Genomic DNA, 21,296 nt, shown 5'->3' on the forward strand with positions numbered 1-21,296 from the left:
CTCTCCCCCTCTCCCCCTCTCCCCAACTATCTAGAAGCGCAACAACTTAGCAGCAGATTTGGTATAATTTTAAGGTTTTTGGCCGATCGCCCGACATCCAACAGATCGCGCAGCCAGAAACCTTGATATGATAAAACTTGATCTAACGAACCACAGGAGAAATAATGACCCAAGTTGTAATCGGCGAAAATGAAGGGATTGAGTCAGCCCTACGACGGTTTAAGCGACAAGTTTCCAAAGCGGGAATTTTCCCCGACATGAGAAAACACCGCCACTTTGAAACCCCCCTCGAAAAGCAGAAGCGCAAAGCTATTGCCAGACGCACTAAGAGACGCTTCCACCGCAACAACAAACCCTAGAAATAGCACTAAATTGATTCGGCAGATATAATGCCTTGCGATTCTAGTACCGCAGCGACTCGGAGAATCACCGCTTCGCTGTAGGGAGCATCGATAATTTGTACCCCCAAGGGCAAAGCGTCGGGCCGCTGTAGGGACACCCAAAGAACGGGCAAGCCTATAAATGATAGGGGTTGGGCGAACAGTCCCCGATTGGGACCCACTAATATTTCTTGTCCGGCGACGACCGTTTTCTCGACACCAATTTCAGGAGGAGCGATCGGGGTTGCGGGTGCGAGAATCATATTTGTATGTTGGAATATTTCGCAATTCGAGTTCGATACCACTGTCTGAATCTCTGCGCTTGCACGTACCAAGTGGCAGGGATCGGGGTTCCCGCTAAAGAACGATCGCGCGTGGCAGAATCGAAGTCTTGAGGGCGCGATCGCAAATTCTCCCGCAAGTTTCCACCCTCGCCAGCCGTAATTATCAACGCCTTGGCGCGATCAGATTCCGCTATGCTGACAGTTTCAAGCCCCCCGATTTTTGGGGGGTTTGTTGTTGCTTATTCTGCTTGTATACCACATCTTAAAGTATTTGTCAAGGCTTTTGCAACTATTTCTACAGCATCCATTGCTTGGGGTTCGGCCTCTGTAGCGAAATACCCGTCAGCAACCGCAATTCGCAATCCTGCGATACGTCTATTTAACTGTGGCGAACAAAGTTCTGGCGGGTACTGCGTGCAAACTAAATCGCGATCGATCGTCCGGGCCTTGCATAATATTCTACAGCAGCGCCATACCTCGGAGCGATCGCCCAAACGGCCCCACACAATCCAAACTACTCGAAAATAAATCAGCGCCAGCCCTATCTAAAAAACATCTGCGTTCATCCCCGTTCATCAGCCCTCATCTGCGGTGAAAAATCTCAGATTCAGATATAAGTGCGATCGACTATTCTATTGTAATCGCGATCGGGCAGTCAGTTATTATTGCTAAGTTTTTTGTATTCCTCGGATTGTCTGATATCATCTAAAGGTGATATAGGTTCATTTGGTAGATCGGGACAAAACTTTATAGATGTCTGCGTTTTCCCAGACTGGAAACTTCTATTAACTTCTATTTTAAGCTTTCCTTTTTGCCAACCTTTGGCACCAATAATGAGGATTTGACAATCGATTCCTTCTTGAGGGGAACTCCAGTTTATATCCCCTGCAGGAATTGTTGTTTCTTCGTTAATCGAGAGAGATTGCATCCAATAATATATCGCTTTCTTGCGAGATTCGTTTTCTGCTGCCTCGATAGAAAGTAGTATATAATCAAACTTCCTAGCGACTAGCTCTTTAAACCTCCGCACCGTAAAAGTAGCTTTACCCAATAACAAAACATCATCTTCGCCATCTAGTTTAGCATAGTTTTTATTTGTTTCAAGTTCTTCGTTCATTGTTTTTACAATTTTCTGCTGCTTCCTATTTGATACCATTTGAAGGTATGTGAGTCAAGGTAGTAAATAAATAATTTGCGCTCTCAGTTTTCCCACTCAAACACTGACAGTTTCCCGCAACTTCTCAACAGCTACATCCAGCGGAGGCAAAGTAAAATCCTCAGCATCCATCAATTCCTTAACCTTATCAAAAATCTCAACCTCCGCCTCCTCCTGATCCGTCAGCTTATCATAAAAATAAGGGTCAGTAAACCACTGTTCAAAGGCTATCATTAACAAGCCATTGGGCGAAAGTTTAAACCGCCAATACTTAGAAACTCTGTCATCAACCACTTCAAACAGCGGTGCCGGATTATGGATGGGATAATAGCTGTAAATATCATCGCAGATATAATACCAAATAGTTCCCCGCCACTCTCTAAAGGCATAAACAACATATTCCTTCCCAATCGTCAATGAGAACTGTATGTCTTTTGTGTAACCGATAGCAGGCTCTATGTAATCATCAGGAATCGATGCACCTGTATTAGCGATACAACGAATTTTCATAATTATACTGATTCCTCATTACAAATTTTTAGGAGCGATTTTAGGGTACTGACGTTTGAACTTGCACTCTACATTTTCTTGAGTCTGACTGTTCCGAAACCAATGAACTTGTACAGATGCTCCATTAATCATGAAAGCTTGAATACTTGTCATCTTATACCAATGTTCAGGATAGCCACCATAAATAGCAACAAGTCGGGGAGCATCTCCCAACATATTGTTCGCCCCGCCTTGAATACCTTTGCCATTTCCAGCAATTGCATCTTGCAGCAGCAATTGCTCTGCCAAATTTCTCGGACTTTCATCGGGAATAGCACCTTGAGTCATAATTTAACAGTTTTTAATGTAATTTGTCAAATATCATGAAAACAAATTTTAGCTGATACTGTTTCCGCCAGCAACTTTCCCAAAGTTACATACCGAACCCCCGCGCGCATCGTGATGGCATAGTATAAACAAGCAGATTTTTCACATCAACTTTGTAAATTTCATCGGAAACTTATAAAAGTTTAACTTTCTAAAAAATACCATGCTAAAACAAAGTTTAATTTCATACATTCCCGTTATTTTACAAATATGAGCCGCCCTGTGAGCGATATCCAACATATTAGCATTTACCAAAAAAGTGTACCACGGATATTGCACGCCGTTGTGTTCCAGAATTGCGTCAAACTCATGTTGTCGCAACTCCTTAACCTGCCTCACTCTCGGCGCTTATAATCGGTAATGTCACAACCTTGTAAAGTGATATCAATTAAAGGATTGACTATAAAATATATCGGCAATTTTTGCAAAATTTGCATCAGATTCAAAGCATAAAAATTATCCTAATAACCAAAATCATGCTATCCCACAAATAGAGGAATAAGTAGAAAGGCGTAAATATTTGTAGTTGGGATGAGGCAGGAGTCAGGAGACAGAATGCAGGAGGGATTGGGGTTTTAGCCTCATTTATCTTTCTTAACACAGTTGTATTTTTCCCCACCGACTTACTTAACTCAATTGCTTTGAATGTTAATTTTGCGTTCACTAAGTTCCGAGATGAGCGGCCAAAGTCCAGCCTTGTATCAGATCAAATCGGTCGATTACCGTCACAAAAAATATCCGCACTGAGAACCCATCAGAACTCCGGCAATCTACTATGCACGACATCATCATCGCAATATTACCATTTGGCGATCGCCCGCACCAAACAAACGACATTGGCGCACAACTCTGCTATACTTTTATTCAAAAATAGCCTATTTACCTACTGGTTCCTAGTAAGTACGACCGTCATTTATTAAATCCAATAGGTGAGTTTATTCAGACAATATCAAACTCCAGATTGTAATGCTTCACAAAATCAAAGCTGAAATGATCAACCACATTAGTATCTCTCAACTCAAGATTGTAAAAATCCACAAAATCCGCCTCAACATAAGGCCCAGCGTGCCAAGTTCCCACATCTAGCTTAATAAAACAACTGCCAGGAATCCGAAAAGCAACAATATCCTCCAAACTCGGTTTATCGCTATTTCCAGGAGGCGCAACAGCCATCAACCAACTCTTCCCATCCAGAGAACCCAAACACTGAGTACATTCAACGTGCCGAGTAATTTTACCAAACTTGCGATCGTTCTCGTACAACCGCATAATGTAAAATCTAGGGATACCGTTTTGCAAACTTAATTGAGCATCCTCAGCATCAAAATACTTGCCATCAACACTCGCAAAAATAACTTGACCGTAACTCCGAAAATTTTCTGGTGTCACCCATTGTGCAAACAATTGTTTAGTCGAAATTGATTCCCCCATAAATCCCAACAGCCCCTCCCAGCATTCATCAAAAACATTCTAATACAGTAACCCTCTCTCTTCTCTGTGCCCTCAGCGTCCTCTGCGGTTAAAAAAATCAAAAAATCTAGTTAGCTTTCTCGATCGTCTAAAATACCATTACAATAACGCATCAGCAGAATGCTCTCCCCTCTTCCTTAGCGCCCTTAGCGTCTTCGCGGTTCGTCAAAAAAAATATTAATTAAATCCGATCGCCCAAAACACCCTTACAATCAAACTCAGCACACTGCTGCAAAAAACGAGCCGGAATATCAGGGCGAGCACCCCAATGCAAATGCAAATAAGAAGCGTGCACCTGACAAACCCCCCAACCTTCAGCAACCGCCTCAACTTCCCCCCGCGAACCGTACCTCCAACTGTGATAAACTGGATTAGTCGGTTCAACAGTTAAATGCGATCGATGAAACTCATGACCCCAAACCGCATCAAAAGCATTTAACACCAAACTATCCCTCACCGCCACAGCCTCCCGGTATCCCAGCGTCAAACGCTTTCCCATCTCAGCAGCAGTTTTCAAAACACCCACCCCTTGCCAAGAATTCCCATCGAAGCCTACAATAGAATCGCACAAGTACATCAAACCGCCACACTCCGCATAAGTCGGCATTCCCGAAAAAATCGCACTTCTGACAGCATCCCGAATTAAAACATTATTGCTCAATTTCTCAGCAAAAACTTCGGGAAAACCGCCGCCAAAATACAACCCTTGCACATTGTCAGGAAAAACAGCATCATCAAGCGGACTCCAAAATACTAACTCGGCACCCAACTCTTCCAACAAATCAAGATTGTCCTGATAGTAAAAATTAAAAGCCCGATCGCGCGCAACTGCAATCCTCACCCCAAATTGTTTTCCCAAACTATTGACAGCATCATCTTTTTGAGTTACAATCCCGTAAGGGAGACTGTATTTACCCGAAAGTTGCTCAGACCCCTCACCCCCCCCATTTCGAGTCGCAGCCAACAAAGGCAAAAGTTGCTCCCAGTCAAAACTAACAGCAGCCAAATCCGCCAACTTATCGATCGCAGCATGAAGATTCGGCAACTCCTCGGCCGGAATTAAACCCAAATGTCGATCGGGAATAGTAACAGCCTCATCCCTACGCAAAACGCCCAAAATAGGTAAATTGAGCGGTTTTAGAGCATCAGTAAGCAGTTCCAAATGTCGATCGCTAGCCACCCGATTCAACACCAAACCAGCGAAATTAAGATTTGGGTTAAAAGAACGAAAACCGTGGGCGATCGCAGCCACAGAACCAGAAAGCCGGCTGCAATCTATCACAAACAATACCGGCAAATTCAGCAAACAAGCAACATGAGCCGTTGAAGCAAAAGCAACAGAATAATCTAATTCTTCTTTCCCCACCTTCAAGCCATCCGCTACATCCGCTACAAAATCCGTTGCCGAACTTCTTTCTTCCTTCTTCTGAGAAACTCCATCAAATAGCCCCATTACCCCTTCAACCAAGGCATAATCGACATCTTGAATGTGACGCTCAAAACACTTTTTTACATAAGATTCAGACGTTAATACCGGGTCTAAATTCCGACAGGGGCGACCGGTGACAAAAGCATGAAACATCGGATCGATGTAGTCCGGGCCCACCTTAAACGATTGCACGTTCAAGCCGCGGCGGATTAAATAAGCTAAAAGGGCGATTGTTACAGTAGTCTTTCCCGCACCGCTGCGTTCGCCAGCACTTACTAAAGTCATTAGTTATTAGTTATTAGTTATTGGTTGTTGGTTGTTGGTTATTGGTTGTTGGTTATTGGTTGTTGGTTATTGGTTGTTGGTTATTGGTTATTGGTTGTTAGTTGTTAGTTGTTGGTCAACAGTCATTAGATAGCAACGGCTCTCCTGAAGTTTTGGCGATCGGTTAATCTAATGTCTGGTAATAGGTAATGAGTAATAAGTCCCGAATCGATCGCAAATTACCTTTTTCCCAATTACCCCAGAGCCAAATATACATTTCCCCCAAATATCCGAAAGAGCGATCGCCACTAACGACTTTGGGATTTGTCGCTACGTACAACTACTGACTGCTGACTGCTGACTAATGACTACTGACTACTGACTACTAACTTCTTGACAACTTCAGCATCCCGGCCGTCACTGCCAAACTTTCTTCGTAAAGCACATCTCGGCCCCAACTCTGCAAGTGCTGGCCCAGCAACTGTTCCGTCACCTGATCGAACAGAGGAGTCACCTGGTTAAACCGATCCGTTTGAGCGCCACCCTTGGTTTCCATTCGCATACAGCCACCATCTTCCGAACACAGAACCGTACCGCAGTCAGCATTTTCGTTTGTAGAATTCAAACGCAGAGCAATCAAATCGCCCGAGACATCGCCTGAATCAGCAGTTGGAATCGCCGCTAACTCAGCTTCCACAACCCGTTCGTCGGCACCGACAAATTTAATTCGCTTGATTTGGTAATCGCCCTCTTCCTGTTTGAAAGCCACAGGACGCCACCCAAGTCGGCTCGCCAGCCAGCCCAAATACATCAGCGCTTGAGTAGAATTGCCCTTTTCGTAATCGATAGTCACTCGATCGATCTCTTGAATTGCCGCCCGACGTTCCGGCGGATCGAAAGCCTCCGCAGCTAACTCCTGCCACGCCGCCAGCCGACGCCAATTTAGATCCGCGATCGGAATTCCTTCCTCGATCAGACTTTGCATCAACAGCAATTCAGCTTCACACTCGGCAAAGCTGCTAGAGTCAACAATCACAGAACTGCTAATTGCCGCCAGCCGCTGGAACAAACCTCGATCGGCATCGGGATTCGCCTTCCACCACAGCAGCGTCGGCAAATCAGGGATAGTCAGCGCCGTCACTATGCCGCTCACCCGTTCCAAAGCAGCTTCCGTACCCCTGAGCGTAATATACTCGCAGCAGATCAGATTGCCGCTCCCGCGCTTGTGCACCGGACAGTAAGCAGCCACTTGAGCCTGCACCCCCGTATCTTCCCCCGCCGTCGGACACAGAGCAATAATCCGGCACGGATTGGCAGCCACGATCGCATCAGCCACCCCCGAACCCCCGGAACCCAAACCAGTCGGCCCCAAAACCTCGCCCTTGGAATTTTTGCGAGCCACTTCTTCCCGCAAAGTATCCAGCAATTCAGCGTTAGATTTGCCAGTTCTCGGCAGTCCGTAAGCTTTTTGAGCATCCCTGATGCTAGATGCCGTCATCGGCCCGGTAATACCGTCCACCGGCCCATCATAAAACCCCAGATCCGCCAATAACTGCTGAGTTTCTTCCGGTTCGTAGACTACAAAGGTAAAAGTTGTTGCCCTACTAGCGATCGGAACATCGCCCTTTGAACCAGATTCTCTGTAACTTTCCCAAATTTGACTCAATTCTGCCTCTATTTGGTCGATCGACACATCTTTAGGACTTTGCAGCGAAACCAGAGGCGGAGCTTTCATCGGTGTCATCGTCATAAATCTTCTCTCCTTTGTTTTTAGTCATTGGTCATTGGTCATTGGTCATTGGTCATTGGTCATTGGTCATTAATCATTGGTCATTAATCATTGGTCATTGGTCATTGGTCATTGGTCATTGGTCATTAATCATTAGTTAGCCATTATTATAGCGGTTCTCAGTAATGAGGTACGCACTAGCGATCGGTAATAAGTAATAGGTAATTGCCGGATTAGTAATTTGATTTCGGGTTAGCTACTAGCTATGATTTCTGATAGATTACCCGTTACCCATTCCCTCCGCTTCGCCTCGCCCATTACTGGAGCGTACATCACTTAGAAAGGCTACAGTTAGCCGTTATTAGTTAGCAGGTCTCAGCTAATTACCAATACTAATCCTGACACATAACTAAGGACTAAGGACTAAGGACTAATGACTAATGACTCTTAAACTCGGCTAACTAATGACTGCTGACTAATCACTTTTAAACTCGGCCAACTAAGGACTAAGGACTAATGACTAATGACTCTTAAACTCGGCTAACTAAGGACTAATGACTAATGACTAATGACTCTTAAAGTCTGCGCCACTTGCGACCGTCTCTGTTAATCAGCAGTTCTGCTTCCGCCGGTTCCCAAGTACCCGCTTCGTATTTAGGAACCAACTCCTGTTCGTTGGACGATTCCCAAGCCATCAGCGCCGGCGTTACCACCCGCCAAGCTTCTTCCACTTCATCAGAACGGGTAAACAAAGTTTGGTCGCCCAGCATACAATCAATCAAAAGGCGATCGTAAGCATCCGAAGATGTCACCCCAAACGAAGAACCGTAACTGAAATCCATATCCACCGTCCGCGTCCGCAAATCCGGCCCCGGCATTTTCGCCTCAAACCTCAGCGAAATCCCCTCGTTCGGATGCACCCGCATGGTCAAAACGTTAGGAGTAGTTTGTTGGGCTGCGGACTGAAAAATTAGCAGCGGAACTTCCCGGAACTGAATCGCAATTTCGCTAACTTTTTTCGGCAACCGTTTGCCGGTTCGCAGGTAGAAAGGCACTCCCTGCCAGCGCCAGTTGTCAATCATAAACTTCATCGCCACAAAAGTCGGCGTTGTCGAATTGGGAGCCACCCCCGGTTCATCGTGATACCCCGGTACCTGTTTGCCCTTCATCCAACCTGCGGAATATTGACCCCGAATCGCTGAGAACTCCAAGTTATTCAAATCTGCCAAGCGAGTTGCTTGCAGAACTTTCATCTTTTCGGTGCGGATGCTGTCAGCGTCGAGGGAGTTTGGCGGTTCCATCGCCGTCAGACAGAAAATCTGCATCAAGTGGTTTTGCAGCATATCCCGCAGAGCCCCAGAGGATTCGTAGTAACCGGCCCGGTCTTCTACGCCTACTGTTTCTGCAACTGTAATTTGTACGTGATCGACAAATTGCCGGTTCCACAGGGGTTCAAAAATCGCGTTAGCAAACCGGAACACCATTAAATTCTGAACAGTTTCTTTACCCAAATAGTGGTCGATCCGGTAAACTTGCTGTTCTTGGCAAACCTTCTGCACGACTCGGTTGAGAGCTTTTGCCGAACTCAAGTCGCGGCCGAAGGGTTTTTCAATTACCAAGCGGTGTTTTACTGGGTCAACCAGCATTTGAGCCGCGCCCAGTTGCCTAATTGCTTCTGGGAAAAAATTCGGGGAAACTGACAGATAAAATATGTGATTGCCACGAGTTCTCCTTTCTTCGTCGAGTTCCGCTAAGAAAGTTTTGAGTTTTTGATAGCTTTCGGGGTTGTCAATGTCGCCGGGACAGTAGTACAAACCTTTAGCGAAATCTTGCCAAAATTCTTCGTTACCAATCCCGCCGCCAAATTCTTCAATGCCCTCGCGCATTTGCTCTCGGAAGTAATCGTGACTCCAAGGGCGGCGGGCCACACCTACGACGGTAGTTTCCGGTGGCAAGCGCCGATCGCGCTTCATCTGATAAATTGCTGGTACAAGTTTGCGCTGGGTGAGATCCCCAGAAGCTCCGAAGATGACCAGAATTTGCGGTTCCGGCACTCGTTCTTTTCGCAAACCGACGCGCAGTGGATTTTCAAGTAGCGTTACCATTTATTTTCCTTTTGCTTCTAGTGCTGTTAATCTTGCCAATACCGCATGATAGTTCGCCGTCATTTCTGCTAATTGCTGGGTGAGAGAGTTAATCTGTCCTTCATACTCAGCCTTGACTTCCGCCCGGATTTCCTCTCTGAGTTCTGCTATAACTTCCGCCCGGATTTTAACCCTTTCAGCAGCCAATCGCACTTCCCAATCTCGATCGCGCTGTAGCAATTCAGCTTTCAACTGCCTGTTTTCGGCTCGCAGTTGCTCCATTTCCAACGCCACAGCAGCAGCACGCCGCTCCCTCTCTCTGTTTTGTTCTCGGATTTCCTCTCTAAGCCGCTTATTGTCCGATCGCAATTTCTCCAGTTCAGAATCAGTATCTTTAGGCGTTCGTCGGCTTCCTAGGGATGGAAATCGCTCGTCAACCAAACGCTGAACTGCTGCACCAGTAGGCATACCATTGGGCGATGACTCCAACGCCTCTTGCCAAATTTCGAGTTGCAGTTCAGGCGATAATCCTGCTAGAGGACGCACTTGATTTTCCTTTGTAGGAATTTTGACACCAATTGGTGTCAAATTTTCGATAACCTGCGCTGCTGCAATAAATCGATGAGCCGTCTGCCTGGCTATCCCCCATTTGTCCCGACAATAAGTCTCAAAACTTTTATGAGCTTCGCGGTACAGCTTCTGTTCCCGAATTTCATCTAGGGCTTTGCCAACTTCGTAAAATGTCTGAAGTCCCTGTTCCACAATGGATTCTAGTTCTTTAAGCCTGGCCCGTTCAGTTACATCAAGTTCCGCAATAGCATACTCGCTCTTTAGTAAGGTATTGGTAGTCTGCATAGCAATTCCTCATTGGTAGGATATGGAGGATTCGAGTTAAAGCTTCTGGTAGGAGTCCTCTTACAGGAGGGAATCAATTTTACTCTGGAGGATTTTTGTCACCAATTGGTGTCATTTTTCCAGGTTCGGGGTTCCAAACTCAGCACCCAGAGCCAAAAATCATAGTTGATTTTACTCTGGAGGATTTTTGTCACCAATTGGTGTCATTTTTCCAGGTTCGGGGTTCCAAACTCAGCACCCAGAGCCAAAAATCATAGTTGATTTTACTCTGGAGGATTTTTGTCACCAATTGGTGTCATTTTTCCAGGTTCGGGGTTCCAAACTCAGCACCCAGAGCCAAAAATCATAGTTGATTTTACTCTGGAGGATTTTTGTCACCAATTGGTGTCATTTTTCCAGGTTCGGGGTTCCAAACTCAGCACCCAGAGCCAAAACAATTATCTGTTCCGACTCCTAAATCCTTCTGCCTTCAACGATACAGATATCTTTTTAGGCAACGGGTGCGAGCTTCTTAACTTTCTCTTCCAAGGAATCCATCAGAGATTGGAAGGGGCCGACGAATTTCTCAATCCCGTCGAGAAGCAAGTCTTCCATCACTTTGTCCAAATCGATGTCAATGTCGGGATCTTTGAGACTTTCGATCAGGGTGTAAGCTTCTGCGACGTTGTTCTCAATCCGGGGTGCGACATCGCAGTGATCGAAACAAGCCTCAACTGTGTTGGGAGGCAAAGTATTCACCGTGTCGGGACCGATCAATTCATCGACGTACATCACATCGCTGTAGTTAGGGTTTTTGGTGCTGGTACTCGCCCACAACAGCCGCTGCACTTCGGCTCCCTTGGCTGCTAGTGCTTGCCAGCGATCGCTCGCGACGATCTCTTTATACTTCTGGTAAGCTACTTTGGCATTGGCGATCGCAATTTTTCCCTTGACCGCTTCCAGTTTGGCTTTAGTCGAAATATCGGTGACATTTTTGAGTTTCTCGTCAATCTTGCCATCAATGTTGCTGTCGATCCGGCTCAAGAAGAAACTGGCAACTGAGGCAATATTGCTCACATCCAAACCTTTAGCTGCTCGCGCTTCCAAGCCGCGAATGTAAGCCCAGAAGGTTTGGACGTAGCTGTCAACGGAGAAGAGCAAAGTCACGTTAACGTTAATCCCTTCACTGATGACTCGTTCGACTGCGGGCAATCCTTGAGCAGTTCCGGGAATCTTGATCATCACATTTGGTTTGCCGATCGCCTGATAATAGCGCAAGGCTTCGCTAATCGTGCTTTCGGTATCGTTGGCGATCGTCGGTGGCACTTCAATGCTGATATAACCGTCCAAACCTTTGGACTCTTCGTACACTGGAGCGAAGATATCGCAAGCGTTGCGGATATCTTCAAACACCAAAGATTCGTAAATTTCGAGTACAGATTTACCGGCGCGAATGCCAGCTTCGATATCAGCATCGTAAATGACATTGCCCGCGATCGCTTTCTCGAAAATGGCAGGATTAGATGTAATTCCCCGCAATCCGCGACTTTCAATCATCTTTTTGAGTTCGCCGGACTCGATCAGATTGCGAGTCAAATTGTCCATCCAGATACTCTGGCCGATTGCTTCGATTTCTAACAGGTGATTCTTGGTCGTTTCCGTCATGATCTGTAACTCCTACAATTTGATATTTGATATTTGGGAATTGGTAATTGGGAATTGGTAATTGGGAATTGGGAATTGGGAATTGGTAATTGGTAATTGGGAATTGGGAATTGGGCAGCTACAACTTTCTTCCTTCTTCCTTCTTCCTTCTTCCCTCTTCCTTCTTCCCTCTTCCTTCTTCCATCTTCCTTCTTCCTTCTTCCTTCACTCCAGAACTGTTCGAGGATTGCGCGATCGATCTTGAATAAAAGACTCTACGAGGGCGACATCTTCTTTGCTGCCAATAATCAAAGGCGTGCGCTCGTGAAGTTGAGTTGGCACCACATCCAAGATGTCTTGAATGCCGGTACTAGCCCGCCCGCCGGCTTGTTCCATCAAAAACGCCAAAGGAGCAGATTCGTACAGCAAGCGCAATTTTCCCTCTGGTTTTTTCACCGTTCCGGGGTACAAAAAGACACCTCCCTGAAATAAAATCCGGTGAAAATCTCCCACCAAAGCCCCGCCGTACCTGGCACTGTAACCTTGATTGCGGTGGACGTAGCGAATGTAATCCCGATAAGATTCATCCCACTGCCAGAAGTTGCCTTCATTGACGCTGTAAACCGGGCCGCTTGCAGGTGTCTGAATGTTTTCGGTTGCTAGAATGAATTCGCCCAAACTGGGGTCGAGGGTGAAGGAATGGACGCCACGGCCGATCGAATAAACCAGCATGGTACTCGGACCATAAAGCACGTAGCCCGCGGCGATTTGTTTGTGTCCGTGTTGCAGCAAGTCTGAGGCTGAGCCATCTGCATCGTCCCCCTCTTGCTTGCGGATGCTGAATATGGAACCGACATTGAGATTGGTGTCGAGATTGGAAGAACCATCTATGGGGTCGTAGAGCAGGCTGTAGCGCCCGATCGGACAATTTTCGGGAATATAGTAGGGTTTTTCCATTTCCTCCGAAGCCAAGCGGCAGACAAGTCCGCTTTGCTGGAATACCGAGATAAAAACTTCATTAGCATAGACATCCATCTTTTTGACGGATTCTCCCTGGACGTTGACAGCCCCTGTAAACCCCAAGGCATCTGCCATTAATCCAGCCCTACTGAGTCGCCTCGCGATCAGCTTGGCAGCTAGTCCGATGCGATTCATCAGGGCACTGAGATCCTGAGCATCTGCACTAAAGCTGTGAAGTTGCTGGAGTACGTGACGGGATAGAGTCGTGCAATCGCGGTCTAAGGCTTGCACCTGATCGATCGGACCCAGACGGGTTTCTCCTGTCGGCGCTTGTACCATGATTTTGATAACCTCCCTGTCTTGCGGCTCGCTAATTTGGGTTTTTCAGGTGCTTGACATTTGCTCCTGAATCGGATATGAGACCGATCGCCCTCTAACTTATATCTTAGGGAGGGTTTTGCGATCGGGCGTGGAACTTTAGGGGAATTTTAGATCCGGTGGAAAATTGAGGAGTGCGATCGACTGTTGAGCCGGGAATTGTATCGAAAATAACTAATTTTTTGATTTACCGCAGAAAGTGTTGGTTTCGGGATTTAGGTTTGGTGTATGGCAGAAAGAAGTTAGGCAACGGATTTAACGGAGGTCAGTCAATCTAACCCACTGCTAAAATGATTTTAAAATCAATACATCGCAATGCTGTCCTATGCCCTCACCCTTTCCCGGAATGGACCCCTACTTAGAACACCCCGATTTTTGGCAGGAAACTCACAATCGATTAATTGTCGCGATCGCTGATAGCATCATGCTCAAATTCGCCCTAAATATGAAATTGCGATCGACAAACGCATCTATGAAATTACCGATCCAAATGACAGTAACGGCGACTCGCTTTTAGTTGGTATCCCCGATGTGGCAATTAAACGTCAATCTAATAGCCCCGATGTTCCCACCGGTTCAGTTGCCACTTTAACTATCGCACTTCCTACTACGGTCAAAGTCCCTATTCCTGAAAAAATTAAACAAACTTACCTAGAAGTACGAGAAATGGCAACTAAACAAGTTGTCACGGCAATTGAAATTCTTTCTCCTGTCAACAAACGCAGTGGAGAAGGCAGAATTACTTATCTCAAAAAACGCCAGAGTATTTTAGGTAGCTTAACCAATTTAGTGGAAATCGACTTGTTGCAAAGCTGGGAACCGATGCCTGTACTCAACAGTTCCATTCAAAGCGATTATCGGGTTTTAGTCAGTCGTAGCGATCGCCGTCCTTTTGCCGAACTTTATGCTTTTAATTTGCGCGATTCTTTACCTGTATTTCCGCTGCCATTGCGCGAAGAAGATGTAAAACCTATTGTTAATTTACCAGAATTGTTCGCAGGTATTTACGATCGCGCCGGCTATGATTATCGGATCGATTACGATCTAGAACCCGTACCATCCCTGTCAGAAGAAAATCGGGTTTGGGCACAGGAACTTTTACAAGAAACAGGATTGCGAGATAATTAATTCTATTTTACCTTATTAATCGGCGATACTTTGGCTGTAATGCTCGATCGAGTAGGGATGACTGTCAAAGTCGAATATGAGAGCGACCGTCCTGTAAGTTCTATCTTAGGGATGGTTTTGGGAAAGGGGGTGGAACTTTAGGGGAATTTTAGATCCGGTGGAAAATTGAGGAGTGCGATCAGCAGTTGAGTCGGGAATTGTATCGAAAATAACTAATTTTTTTATTTACCGCAGAGGACGCAGAGGGCGCAGAGCGAGAAAAGAAAGTTTTGGGTTCGGGATTTAGGTTTGCTGCATAGCAGAAAAAAAACAAAAGTTATTAATCTCAGCTCGCTTAGCTTTAGTTTTCATTATTTTCAACTATTTTAGCAATCAGTGGACGATAAATGGTGTTATCTAAGTGTCCCTTGTACCACTCCTTATAATCTCCACTATTATATAAATGTTCTTCAATCATTCGAGCCTCTTCCAGTAGTATCCACAAGTTATGAGTAGCTCGATTACAAAAACCTTCCATACCACTTATTTTCAGTCCATTTAATTTATACTGACGACAAGCTGGACAGAGACATTCCTCTAGTTTTTTTTCTTCTTCTTGACTGACTTGCCGACCTCTCCAGTTACCTAAAGGAGCGACAATTCGCTCTCCGGTTCCAGGCAATTGTATCATCCCCCGCGCCGCCCGACTGCGCCAACCGCTTGAGTCTACTGAGTTAATCCTCAATAAAGCGGCTAAATGTATAGTTGCGGTGCCACCAATGCCAAAAACATGAAGTTTTGTATTTTTAAATTCTTCGCGTATATGTTGAATGCTAGATAGAATTTTCTGATAAGGTAGTGCTTTAGGAGCGCGTAGTAAATTTGGTACAATGCCACCCAAAGCAATATATGGTTTTGCTAAAAATTCCTTATGTGCTTTGATTGCATTTACATACTCTTCCAGCAATTCGCTAATGTGAATAACAGGAATGTATGATGGATGGTCTTTATAAGCCAGATTCATTTCCATTGTGCGCTTAAAACATTGTTTCTGCTCCTTAAATGTCATTTTGGGAGTAGGAATAAAGTCTTGAGGAATTGGATACCAGTCTGGTTTAGCTTTTTCTACAAACTCTTCATACTCTTTTCTTGGCGTTTCACCATCACGTTTTATAAAGTAAAAAGCACCGTTATCAAGATAAATTTGAACTTGAGTAGGAATACCCAGAGATTCGTGCAGTCCCTTTTCCATTGCCTCACGCCTGCGTTTAGGCATTTTGTGAAAATCGGCGTAGGAAACCATTACCGCGTGTAGTTGGGGAAGGTAATACTCTGAGGTTTTATCCCATACACGCGGTTTGATTCCTTTTAAACTAATGCCGGCGACGATTTGCATGATTCAGATATCCTAAACCATTTCTGATAGTAGAGCTTTATATCGGGACATGAGCAATTGTCCAGTGCCATCAGTTATGTACTTACCCACATCCTTTGAGTAAATATGTGCTTGCTGAGTAACTGTTGGTATTATATAGGTAATTGGCTCCTCAGCCATAAATGAATGATCTTGGTCAATATCTATACTAGAATATCGTAAAGCCGTTAGAATTTTCTGTGCTATTGATGATACTGAGCCAAGAGAATCATTGTGAAAAAATTCATACCGAGGTAACTGCTGATTAGGGTTTTTGGAGTGACCGATAAAAAACATATACATATGAAAAATTTTACACAATTGTTTATAAGAACTGATATTAATATCATGTTGTTTTTCATAACGTTCAAAGTAAGAGCTTTCTAAGTCGGTAAGATTAGCTTTTTCATTCAAAGTAGCTCTTGTAGTGAAAGAACGACGTATCAGACAGGTAGCTATTGTTTGTTTTAGATAATCACCAACAAACGAAGGATCTGACAACAACAGTGTCATCATTTGTCCATCATTAAGAGTATAGTTTCCAGTTTCCCACTTCGGATCTATCTCCTTAGCTATATACCAATCCAACACGGCACTATAAACTTTTAAACGTACATTTTTGGATACTCCACAGTAAATAATCCCGGAGTTTTTAGCACAATCGAGACATTCAAGCAGACCTCGTATTGCTTCGCGAGTGAATTCACCCCGCCTATTTTCAATTAAAAAGTTGTCTAGGTAAGCATCCTGCGGAAATAGGCTACCATCTCTGAGGATAATATCTGGACGACTTCGGTCTGCATTCAACAAATATTGATAGTCAAATTTATACTGACCAACATCCATTGCTGAGGCTAGACAGCGCTGATAATCTTCAGGTTCTAGCTCGTCTTGGTACGAGGGGTCAATTAGCATCCATTTGAGTAATTCTTCATTCGGTTGGGGGTTGAATCGAGGCGGATCATAACTCGCTTGACCCTGTTGCACCCTAAGTACAGCACCAGCAGCATTGTTAAGTAAAAAGGGTACACTGCGTGTGAAAAATCGTGCGGGAATAGGTACAGAACTGCGATGCTGGCTCACATCAGAAGACCCGATGAGAAAATCACGGTTTCCCCAAACGTCATCAGAAGTAATCGGGTTAAGGAAGTGTTCTCCTACAATATGGCTTTGAAGGTGTTGTTGAATTGATGCAACATCCAGATTTACTCTCCATCGACTACTACCTCTTGCTGGTTTCTCAATTCGCACTTGTTCCTTAGTCATTCCAAATCCACGAATAGCAACCTGCTCTAACAGGCGTGCTAGTCGTGCTGATTTAGATGAGTCTTGCTCTATCTGACGCTTGAGATCAGTGAAAAAATCAAGGTATAGTTCCCTCGGATCTTTTTCTAGTAAATGTTCCCGAGCAGTTTGAATTGTGGTTGTCCAAGCTCTCTCAGATTCAACTATTTGTCGCATATAATCAGCCGTTCTTGCAACTGGATTATAATCGGCAACTGCATCACGGCTCAGTACCTCATAGGTATCCGAGTTGAGGATGTCGAATATGGATAACTGCCTATATCGCTCAGGATCGGGAGAGTTAGATTGAGATTTGCGTTTTCTGGGCATTTTTATTTCTCCTTTTGTTTTAAGTCATTAATTTTAGATATCCATTCATCTTTCATCTCCTGGAAAATATCAGGAGTTTTACCACCTTCTGAATTTTTAGTTGTACGCTCCCTAATGCGTACCGGAATCGTATGCTTCACACTCTCATAAGTACCCGAAAGCAAACAAGTACCGCGTGGCATTTTGGGTAGGGCACGTAACATTTCTTCAGAGGCATCTGACTTTACGCCCCGAATGGCATCAAGTTGATCTGGTTCCAACGCAAACACCAGTCTTGTATTACACTGACGGATAATGCTTCTATCAATGTCAATAGGGCTTTGTGTCATTAATACCATGCAAATGCCGTGATGTCTTCCAATTCGTACACCTTCCCGTATTATTTGTTTGCAAGGGCTACCCTCACCTTGTGGTACAAACAAATGAGCTTCATCCACAACCGCCACATAAGGTGGAATATGACCCCGGATGCGTAAGTTTTGAAGTTCCCTCAAGACTGCTGTTGCTATAGATTGAAGCTGTATAGAGGTTAATTTTTTACAATTTATTGCCAGACAAGGATACATAAGTTTTCGCCAGTCAGCTACCCCCTCGCCAAATATTTTGTAATTATTGAGAGTTTTTAACCTGCGTGTGACGGTATCGACCAATCGTGGCACATCACCAGGTTTACCTGATAGTGCTGCTGCTGAATCTGGTATTCTTGCTAAAACATCATCCAACGTAAATTTTGCAATATCTTCATTGACTAGACGAGTTTGTAATTCACCAAAAGCCCTTGTCACTACGTCACACTGAACTGAACTCTGTTTCATCGCTTCAGGAAGTAAATTTATCAATTCTGCTTCAGTAAGTGATGAGATACGAATGCTAAAATCTTCTCCGGGCTCAACAACTTCTCCCCCCATTTTTTTAACTAACGATGAATATTCATCCTGTGTATCTATAAAAACAATTGGTAAATTCATATTGATGATTTCTTCTGCAATTACACCCATTGCATAACTCTTACCACTGCCTGTAGTTCCACCTATAAAAAAATGCCGCTGAATCGCCTCACGTTTGAGAATTATTTCTGTTTTTGTACCACTTACTGTTTCACCAATGTACAAACCCTCAGAGCGATCTTTCACCATACCCAAAACCTGGACGGTTTGATCGCTATCAGCAATAAATACTTCTGCCCCCGAATTTGGTAAATTCTGTGGCGCTCTGATCTCTTTGTCTATAATCTCCTCAATCAAGTCAGCTTCGGCAAGGCGAAATATCCTTGTGCTATCTTCCTCTTTAGGATAATTTCGCGGCAGCCCCATGCTCTCAGTAACGTTGATGCTTTCTGCGCTTTCATTAGAGTTGCTTTCATAAGCACTACGAATTCGACCATAAAGCATGGTCTTTTCTGCTCTTGATACAGGAATCCGAACAAGCATACCAGGCTTTACATCCTGTCCTGCTTTCAATTTGATTCGCACAGTTTCAAAAGTTGGGGTATCTCGATCGGAAATAACTGTGCCGATAGGGAGAGTCTTGACGATCATTTTTAAACACCTTTATTCAGATTAAGATTTGATTATTCTCTATAAATTTCTACACCAAGTTGTTGGAGCATTCGCCTAGCCGCACTTGAATGAAAATCACTGACAGGCAATCCTGTCAACAGACTTACCACCCACTTCGGCGATACCCGTCGATCGCCAACTAACACATACCACGACTGGTAACAACCAGGGTTGCCCTTGCCTTCCACCAACGCCTGACGCGCTAAATCAAGCACTTCTCCTGGTGTCAAAACAACCTCAATCCCTTTAAGACTCGCTTTCCCTGGGGGGACAACAGCCTGTCTGCTAGCTAGTTCCGGGGGCTTTCCGTACAGCCAATCATGCAAGGTTGCCAGCTTTTTACCCAAGGAGCCTGTAGCAATTCGCACAGCTAATCCTGATTTGATTAGCATATCGTATTTATCCATTGCAAGGAAATAATCTTGACCTAAACAAATGCAAAGTTTCTGGTATGACTTTGCGCTGAGGATATCTTCAAATTTAGCAATGACCTCTGGCTGCAGTTGACGCGATCGCATTTTTGTCATTCGTTGGTCATAATTTGGAATCAGATAGTCACTCGGTATCAAGCCAAACTTAGCTGACAAAATATATATCTCTAACTGTGCTGATGGTTGTTTCCGCAGAAAACGACGCAGCAAACGGAATGTGGGGCCATCATAGCGCTCAATAGCAGGCAGCGAATCAGCATCCGAACGTTTACGCTGGGAGCAAGCCAAAATTAGCAGATGTCGCAAATTCAGAACTCACTATATATAATTCATGTTATTTACCACATTATTCTATTTCTTGCTTTACAACTAGCCTGATGAAGTAGAGGTAGCAGATGCGATCGCACCTCAACCAACCAATCTAACTGAAGAGCGATCGACCTTTCATTCCCCAAAGATGCCATCCAATATTTCTCTTTTTGTCCAGTTGGGAGTCGAGTTGGCTTTTTAAATGAAATAGCCCTGAGTGTATCCCAGGGCGGAAAGTTATGATACGGTTGGCGATCGAAATACGAAACAACTGATCGTGACAGTCAAGGGTTTGGAGTGCGGGCTTGAAAAAAAACTGCGTGAAGCGGATATATCCCGTAGGAAATCGCCCTTTGATACCAAAGAGGTAATAAAATCCGATTTTCGCTTGCACACTAGATTTTTTGTCAAGCTAACTTAATTAACCAGAAATTATCGCACCTTGAGTATCAAGAGAAATCGCCCTTACATCAGCCTTCACCCCAAATTCCGCCCAAGCAGCAGCCATTTCCCTCACAACCGCATCAGCATTAGTAACATCAGTTAAAGCCAAAAGCGTCGGCCCCGCACCGCTAATGACCATCCCACAAGCCCCAGCATTCAACGCAGCTTCTTGCACCGCTTGATATCCCCGAATCAGCGATTGGCGATAAGGCTGGTGAATTTTGTCATCGAGGGCACAGCGCAGCCAATCTCGATCGCCCGTAGCCAAAGCCCGCACCAACAAACCCAGGTGTGCAGCATTAAAAATCGCGTCAGCCCTGCTGTAATCTGCCGGCAAAACTCGGCGCGCCTCGGCTGTAGAAAGTTCAAAATCGGGAATAGCAACCACAGGCACAATATCAGGATGCCACGGAATGTCGCAAATTTGGCAGGAACTGCCCGGTGTATTGCTAGCTGCGAGGCGACAGCCTCCCAAGAAAGCGGGGACAACATTGTCGGGATGTCCTTCAAGTTCGATCGCCAACTGCATCACTTCCACCTGACTCAAAGGCTTTCCGGCTAGTTCATTTGCACCGACTAACCCACCGACAATGGCTGTAGCGGAACTTCCCAAACCTCTAGCCAGGGGAACTTCCATATGTATATGTATGGCGACTGGCGGCGGCGATTGATTGAGGCGATCGTATAATTTGACAAATGCGACATAAGCCAGATTGCTGTCATCTGTCTTGACTTTGGCGGCTTCTGCGCCTGTGACTGTAATTTTTAGTTTCTCGGTTGCGGAGGGTTCGAGAAGAGAGAATTGGAAGGAGTTGTAGAGGCTTAAAGCGGCACCGATGCAGTCAAAACCGGGGCCGAGGTTGGCGGTTGTGGCGGGTACGGTAACGGTGAAGGTGGAAGTTGCGGACATTTTTTGAATAGTAAATTTTG

General features: G+C 44.9%; 20 protein-coding genes and 1 pseudogene. 3 read left to right on the plus strand and 18 right to left on the minus strand.

The features are described from left to right. Window positions 1-164: 164 nt before the first annotated feature. Window positions 165-359 (plus strand): 30S ribosomal protein S21, encoded by a 195-nt coding sequence (gene rpsU / locus IQ263_RS20265; protein ID WP_006632476.1) that lies wholly within the window; start codon window positions 165-167, stop codon window positions 357-359. An 8-nt stretch (window positions 360-367) separates the two neighbouring features. Here rpsU and IQ263_RS29960 read toward each other — a convergent pair whose 3' ends face one another. The 8 genes from IQ263_RS29960 to IQ263_RS20295 all read right to left on the minus strand — a co-directional run bounded on the left by IQ263_RS29960 (window position 368) and on the right by IQ263_RS20295 (window position 5,880). Then, entirely contained in the window at window positions 368-643 is a 276-nt protein-coding gene (locus tag IQ263_RS29960) for a hypothetical protein (protein WP_333195927.1), read from the minus strand. Further along, on the minus strand, window positions 640-831 hold the full coding sequence (locus IQ263_RS29965; RefSeq protein ID WP_333195926.1) for a hypothetical protein: 192 nt from the start codon (window positions 829-831) through the stop codon (window positions 640-642). Before IQ263_RS29965 ends, IQ263_RS29960 begins: the two co-directional genes overlap by 4 nt. A 72-nt stretch (window positions 832-903) precedes the next feature. Further along, complete coding sequence (locus IQ263_RS29970) at window positions 904-1,170, minus strand: hypothetical protein (protein ID WP_339384904.1); 267 nt, start codon at window positions 1,168-1,170, stop codon at window positions 904-906. 149 nt (window positions 1,171-1,319) lie between these two features. Beyond that, the gene (locus tag IQ263_RS20275) at window positions 1,320-1,781 is read right to left on the minus strand and encodes a KGK domain-containing protein (protein ID WP_194069696.1); all 462 of its coding nucleotides are present in this window, start codon (window positions 1,779-1,781) and stop codon (window positions 1,320-1,322) included. A gap of 96 nt (window positions 1,782-1,877) precedes the next feature. After that, on the minus strand, window positions 1,878-2,330 hold the full coding sequence (locus IQ263_RS20280) for a hypothetical protein (protein WP_194069698.1): 453 nt from the start codon (window positions 2,328-2,330) through the stop codon (window positions 1,878-1,880). 18 nt (window positions 2,331-2,348) lie between these two features. Further along, complete coding sequence (locus IQ263_RS20285; protein ID WP_194069700.1) at window positions 2,349-2,657, minus strand: hypothetical protein; 309 nt, start codon at window positions 2,655-2,657, stop codon at window positions 2,349-2,351. A gap of 978 nt (window positions 2,658-3,635) precedes the next feature. After that, complete coding sequence (locus IQ263_RS20290; RefSeq protein ID WP_194069702.1) at window positions 3,636-4,127, minus strand: ureidoglycolate lyase; 492 nt, start codon at window positions 4,125-4,127, stop codon at window positions 3,636-3,638. A 220-nt stretch (window positions 4,128-4,347) separates the two neighbouring features. After that, window positions 4,348-5,880: a cobyrinic acid a,c-diamide synthase CobB gene (locus IQ263_RS20295; protein ID WP_194069704.1), complete on the minus strand. Its 1,533-nt coding sequence runs from the start codon at window positions 5,878-5,880 to the stop codon at window positions 4,348-4,350. Window positions 5,881-6,068: 188 nt separating this feature from the next. On the opposite strand from IQ263_RS20295, the gene IQ263_RS20300 reads away from it, so the two are divergent. Beyond that, window positions 6,069-6,206 (plus strand): hypothetical protein, encoded by a 138-nt coding sequence (locus IQ263_RS20300; protein ID WP_194069706.1) that lies wholly within the window; start codon window positions 6,069-6,071, stop codon window positions 6,204-6,206. A 38-nt stretch (window positions 6,207-6,244) separates the two neighbouring features. Here IQ263_RS20300 and opcA read toward each other — a convergent pair whose 3' ends face one another. The 5 genes from opcA to fbp all read right to left on the minus strand — a co-directional run bounded on the left by opcA (window position 6,245) and on the right by fbp (window position 13,449). Continuing rightward, complete coding sequence (opcA, locus tag IQ263_RS20305; RefSeq protein WP_194069708.1) at window positions 6,245-7,609, minus strand: glucose-6-phosphate dehydrogenase assembly protein OpcA; 1,365 nt, start codon at window positions 7,607-7,609, stop codon at window positions 6,245-6,247. A 554-nt stretch (window positions 7,610-8,163) separates the two neighbouring features. Further along, the gene (gene zwf / locus IQ263_RS20310) at window positions 8,164-9,693 is read right to left on the minus strand and encodes a glucose-6-phosphate dehydrogenase (protein WP_194069710.1); all 1,530 of its coding nucleotides are present in this window, start codon (window positions 9,691-9,693) and stop codon (window positions 8,164-8,166) included. Continuing rightward, on the minus strand, window positions 9,694-10,527 hold the full coding sequence (locus IQ263_RS20315; RefSeq protein WP_194069712.1) for a hypothetical protein: 834 nt from the start codon (window positions 10,525-10,527) through the stop codon (window positions 9,694-9,696). A gap of 489 nt (window positions 10,528-11,016) precedes the next feature. Further along, window positions 11,017-12,171, minus strand: a complete 1,155-nt coding sequence (gene tal, locus IQ263_RS20320; RefSeq protein WP_194069714.1) for a transaldolase — start codon at window positions 12,169-12,171, stop codon at window positions 11,017-11,019. A gap of 204 nt (window positions 12,172-12,375) precedes the next feature. Continuing rightward, window positions 12,376-13,449 (minus strand): class 1 fructose-bisphosphatase, encoded by a 1,074-nt coding sequence (gene fbp / locus IQ263_RS20325; RefSeq protein WP_194069716.1) that lies wholly within the window; start codon window positions 13,447-13,449, stop codon window positions 12,376-12,378. 364 nt (window positions 13,450-13,813) lie between these two features. On the opposite strand from fbp, the pseudogene IQ263_RS20330 reads away from it, so the two are divergent. Continuing rightward, a pseudogene (locus IQ263_RS20330) lies at window positions 13,814-14,616 on the plus strand (DUF4058 family protein). A 340-nt stretch (window positions 14,617-14,956) separates the two neighbouring features. Here the strand turns inward: IQ263_RS20330 and IQ263_RS20335 are convergent. From IQ263_RS20335 to thrB, 5 genes are all read right to left on the minus strand, one after another. Next, window positions 14,957-15,991, minus strand: a complete 1,035-nt coding sequence (locus IQ263_RS20335; RefSeq protein ID WP_194069718.1) for a tRNA guanosine transglycosylase family protein — start codon at window positions 15,989-15,991, stop codon at window positions 14,957-14,959. Window positions 15,992-16,003: 12 nt separating this feature from the next. Beyond that, a complete protein-coding gene (locus tag IQ263_RS20340) occupies window positions 16,004-17,623 on the minus strand; it encodes a hypothetical protein (protein WP_194069720.1) in 1,620 nt (539 codons plus the stop codon). A 2-nt stretch (window positions 17,624-17,625) separates the two neighbouring features. Further along, window positions 17,626-19,161, minus strand: a complete 1,536-nt coding sequence (locus IQ263_RS20345) for an ATP-binding protein (protein WP_194069722.1) — start codon at window positions 19,159-19,161, stop codon at window positions 17,626-17,628. Window positions 19,162-19,193: 32 nt separating this feature from the next. Continuing rightward, window positions 19,194-19,919, minus strand: coding sequence for a DUF6884 domain-containing protein (locus IQ263_RS20350; RefSeq protein WP_228050219.1), 726 nt, complete (start codon window positions 19,917-19,919; stop codon window positions 19,194-19,196). A 424-nt stretch (window positions 19,920-20,343) separates the two neighbouring features. Then, window positions 20,344-21,276 (minus strand): homoserine kinase, encoded by a 933-nt coding sequence (gene thrB, locus IQ263_RS20355; RefSeq protein ID WP_194069724.1) that lies wholly within the window; start codon window positions 21,274-21,276, stop codon window positions 20,344-20,346. Window positions 21,277-21,296 lie beyond the last annotated feature (20 nt).

It is taken from the genome of Tychonema sp. LEGE 06208, assembly GCF_015207505.1.
In the GTDB taxonomy this organism is placed as follows: Bacteria; Cyanobacteriota; Cyanobacteriia; order Cyanobacteriales; family Microcoleaceae; genus Microcoleus.

What these genes read in the sequence shown, in the direction of transcription:
- IQ263_RS29960 (WP_333195927.1), bottom strand. Translation starts at nt 643, where the DNA reads ATGATTCTCGCACCCGCAACCCCGATCGCTCCTCCTGAAATTGGTGTC.
- IQ263_RS20280 (WP_194069698.1), bottom strand. Translation starts at nt 2,330, where the DNA reads ATGAAAATTCGTTGTATCGCTAATACAGGTGCATCGATTCCTGATGAT.
- fbp (WP_194069716.1), bottom strand. Translation starts at nt 13,449, where the DNA reads ATGGTACAAGCGCCGACAGGAGAAACCCGTCTGGGTCCGATCGATCAG.
- IQ263_RS20290 (WP_194069702.1), bottom strand. Translation starts at nt 4,127, where the DNA reads ATGGGGGAATCAATTTCGACTAAACAATTGTTTGCACAATGGGTGACA.
- IQ263_RS20340 (WP_194069720.1), bottom strand. Translation starts at nt 17,623, where the DNA reads ATGCCCAGAAAACGCAAATCTCAATCTAACTCTCCCGATCCTGAGCGA.
- thrB (WP_194069724.1), bottom strand. Translation starts at nt 21,276, where the DNA reads ATGTCCGCAACTTCCACCTTCACCGTTACCGTACCCGCCACAACCGCC.
- IQ263_RS20345 (WP_194069722.1), bottom strand. Translation starts at nt 19,161, where the DNA reads ATGATCGTCAAGACTCTCCCTATCGGCACAGTTATTTCCGATCGAGAT.
- zwf (WP_194069710.1), bottom strand. Translation starts at nt 9,693, where the DNA reads ATGGTAACGCTACTTGAAAATCCACTGCGCGTCGGTTTGCGAAAAGAA.
- IQ263_RS20315 (WP_194069712.1), bottom strand. Translation starts at nt 10,527, where the DNA reads ATGCAGACTACCAATACCTTACTAAAGAGCGAGTATGCTATTGCGGAA.
- IQ263_RS20335 (WP_194069718.1), bottom strand. Translation starts at nt 15,991, where the DNA reads ATGCAAATCGTCGCCGGCATTAGTTTAAAAGGAATCAAACCGCGTGTA.
- rpsU (WP_006632476.1), top strand. Translation starts at nt 165, where the DNA reads ATGACCCAAGTTGTAATCGGCGAAAATGAAGGGATTGAGTCAGCCCTA.
- IQ263_RS20275 (WP_194069696.1), bottom strand. Translation starts at nt 1,781, where the DNA reads ATGAACGAAGAACTTGAAACAAATAAAAACTATGCTAAACTAGATGGC.
- opcA (WP_194069708.1), bottom strand. Translation starts at nt 7,609, where the DNA reads ATGACGATGACACCGATGAAAGCTCCGCCTCTGGTTTCGCTGCAAAGT.
- IQ263_RS20295 (WP_194069704.1), bottom strand. Translation starts at nt 5,880, where the DNA reads ATGACTTTAGTAAGTGCTGGCGAACGCAGCGGTGCGGGAAAGACTACT.
- IQ263_RS20300 (WP_194069706.1), top strand. Translation starts at nt 6,069, where the DNA reads ATGAGTAATAAGTCCCGAATCGATCGCAAATTACCTTTTTCCCAATTA.
- tal (WP_194069714.1), bottom strand. Translation starts at nt 12,171, where the DNA reads ATGACGGAAACGACCAAGAATCACCTGTTAGAAATCGAAGCAATCGGC.
- IQ263_RS20285 (WP_194069700.1), bottom strand. Translation starts at nt 2,657, where the DNA reads ATGACTCAAGGTGCTATTCCCGATGAAAGTCCGAGAAATTTGGCAGAG.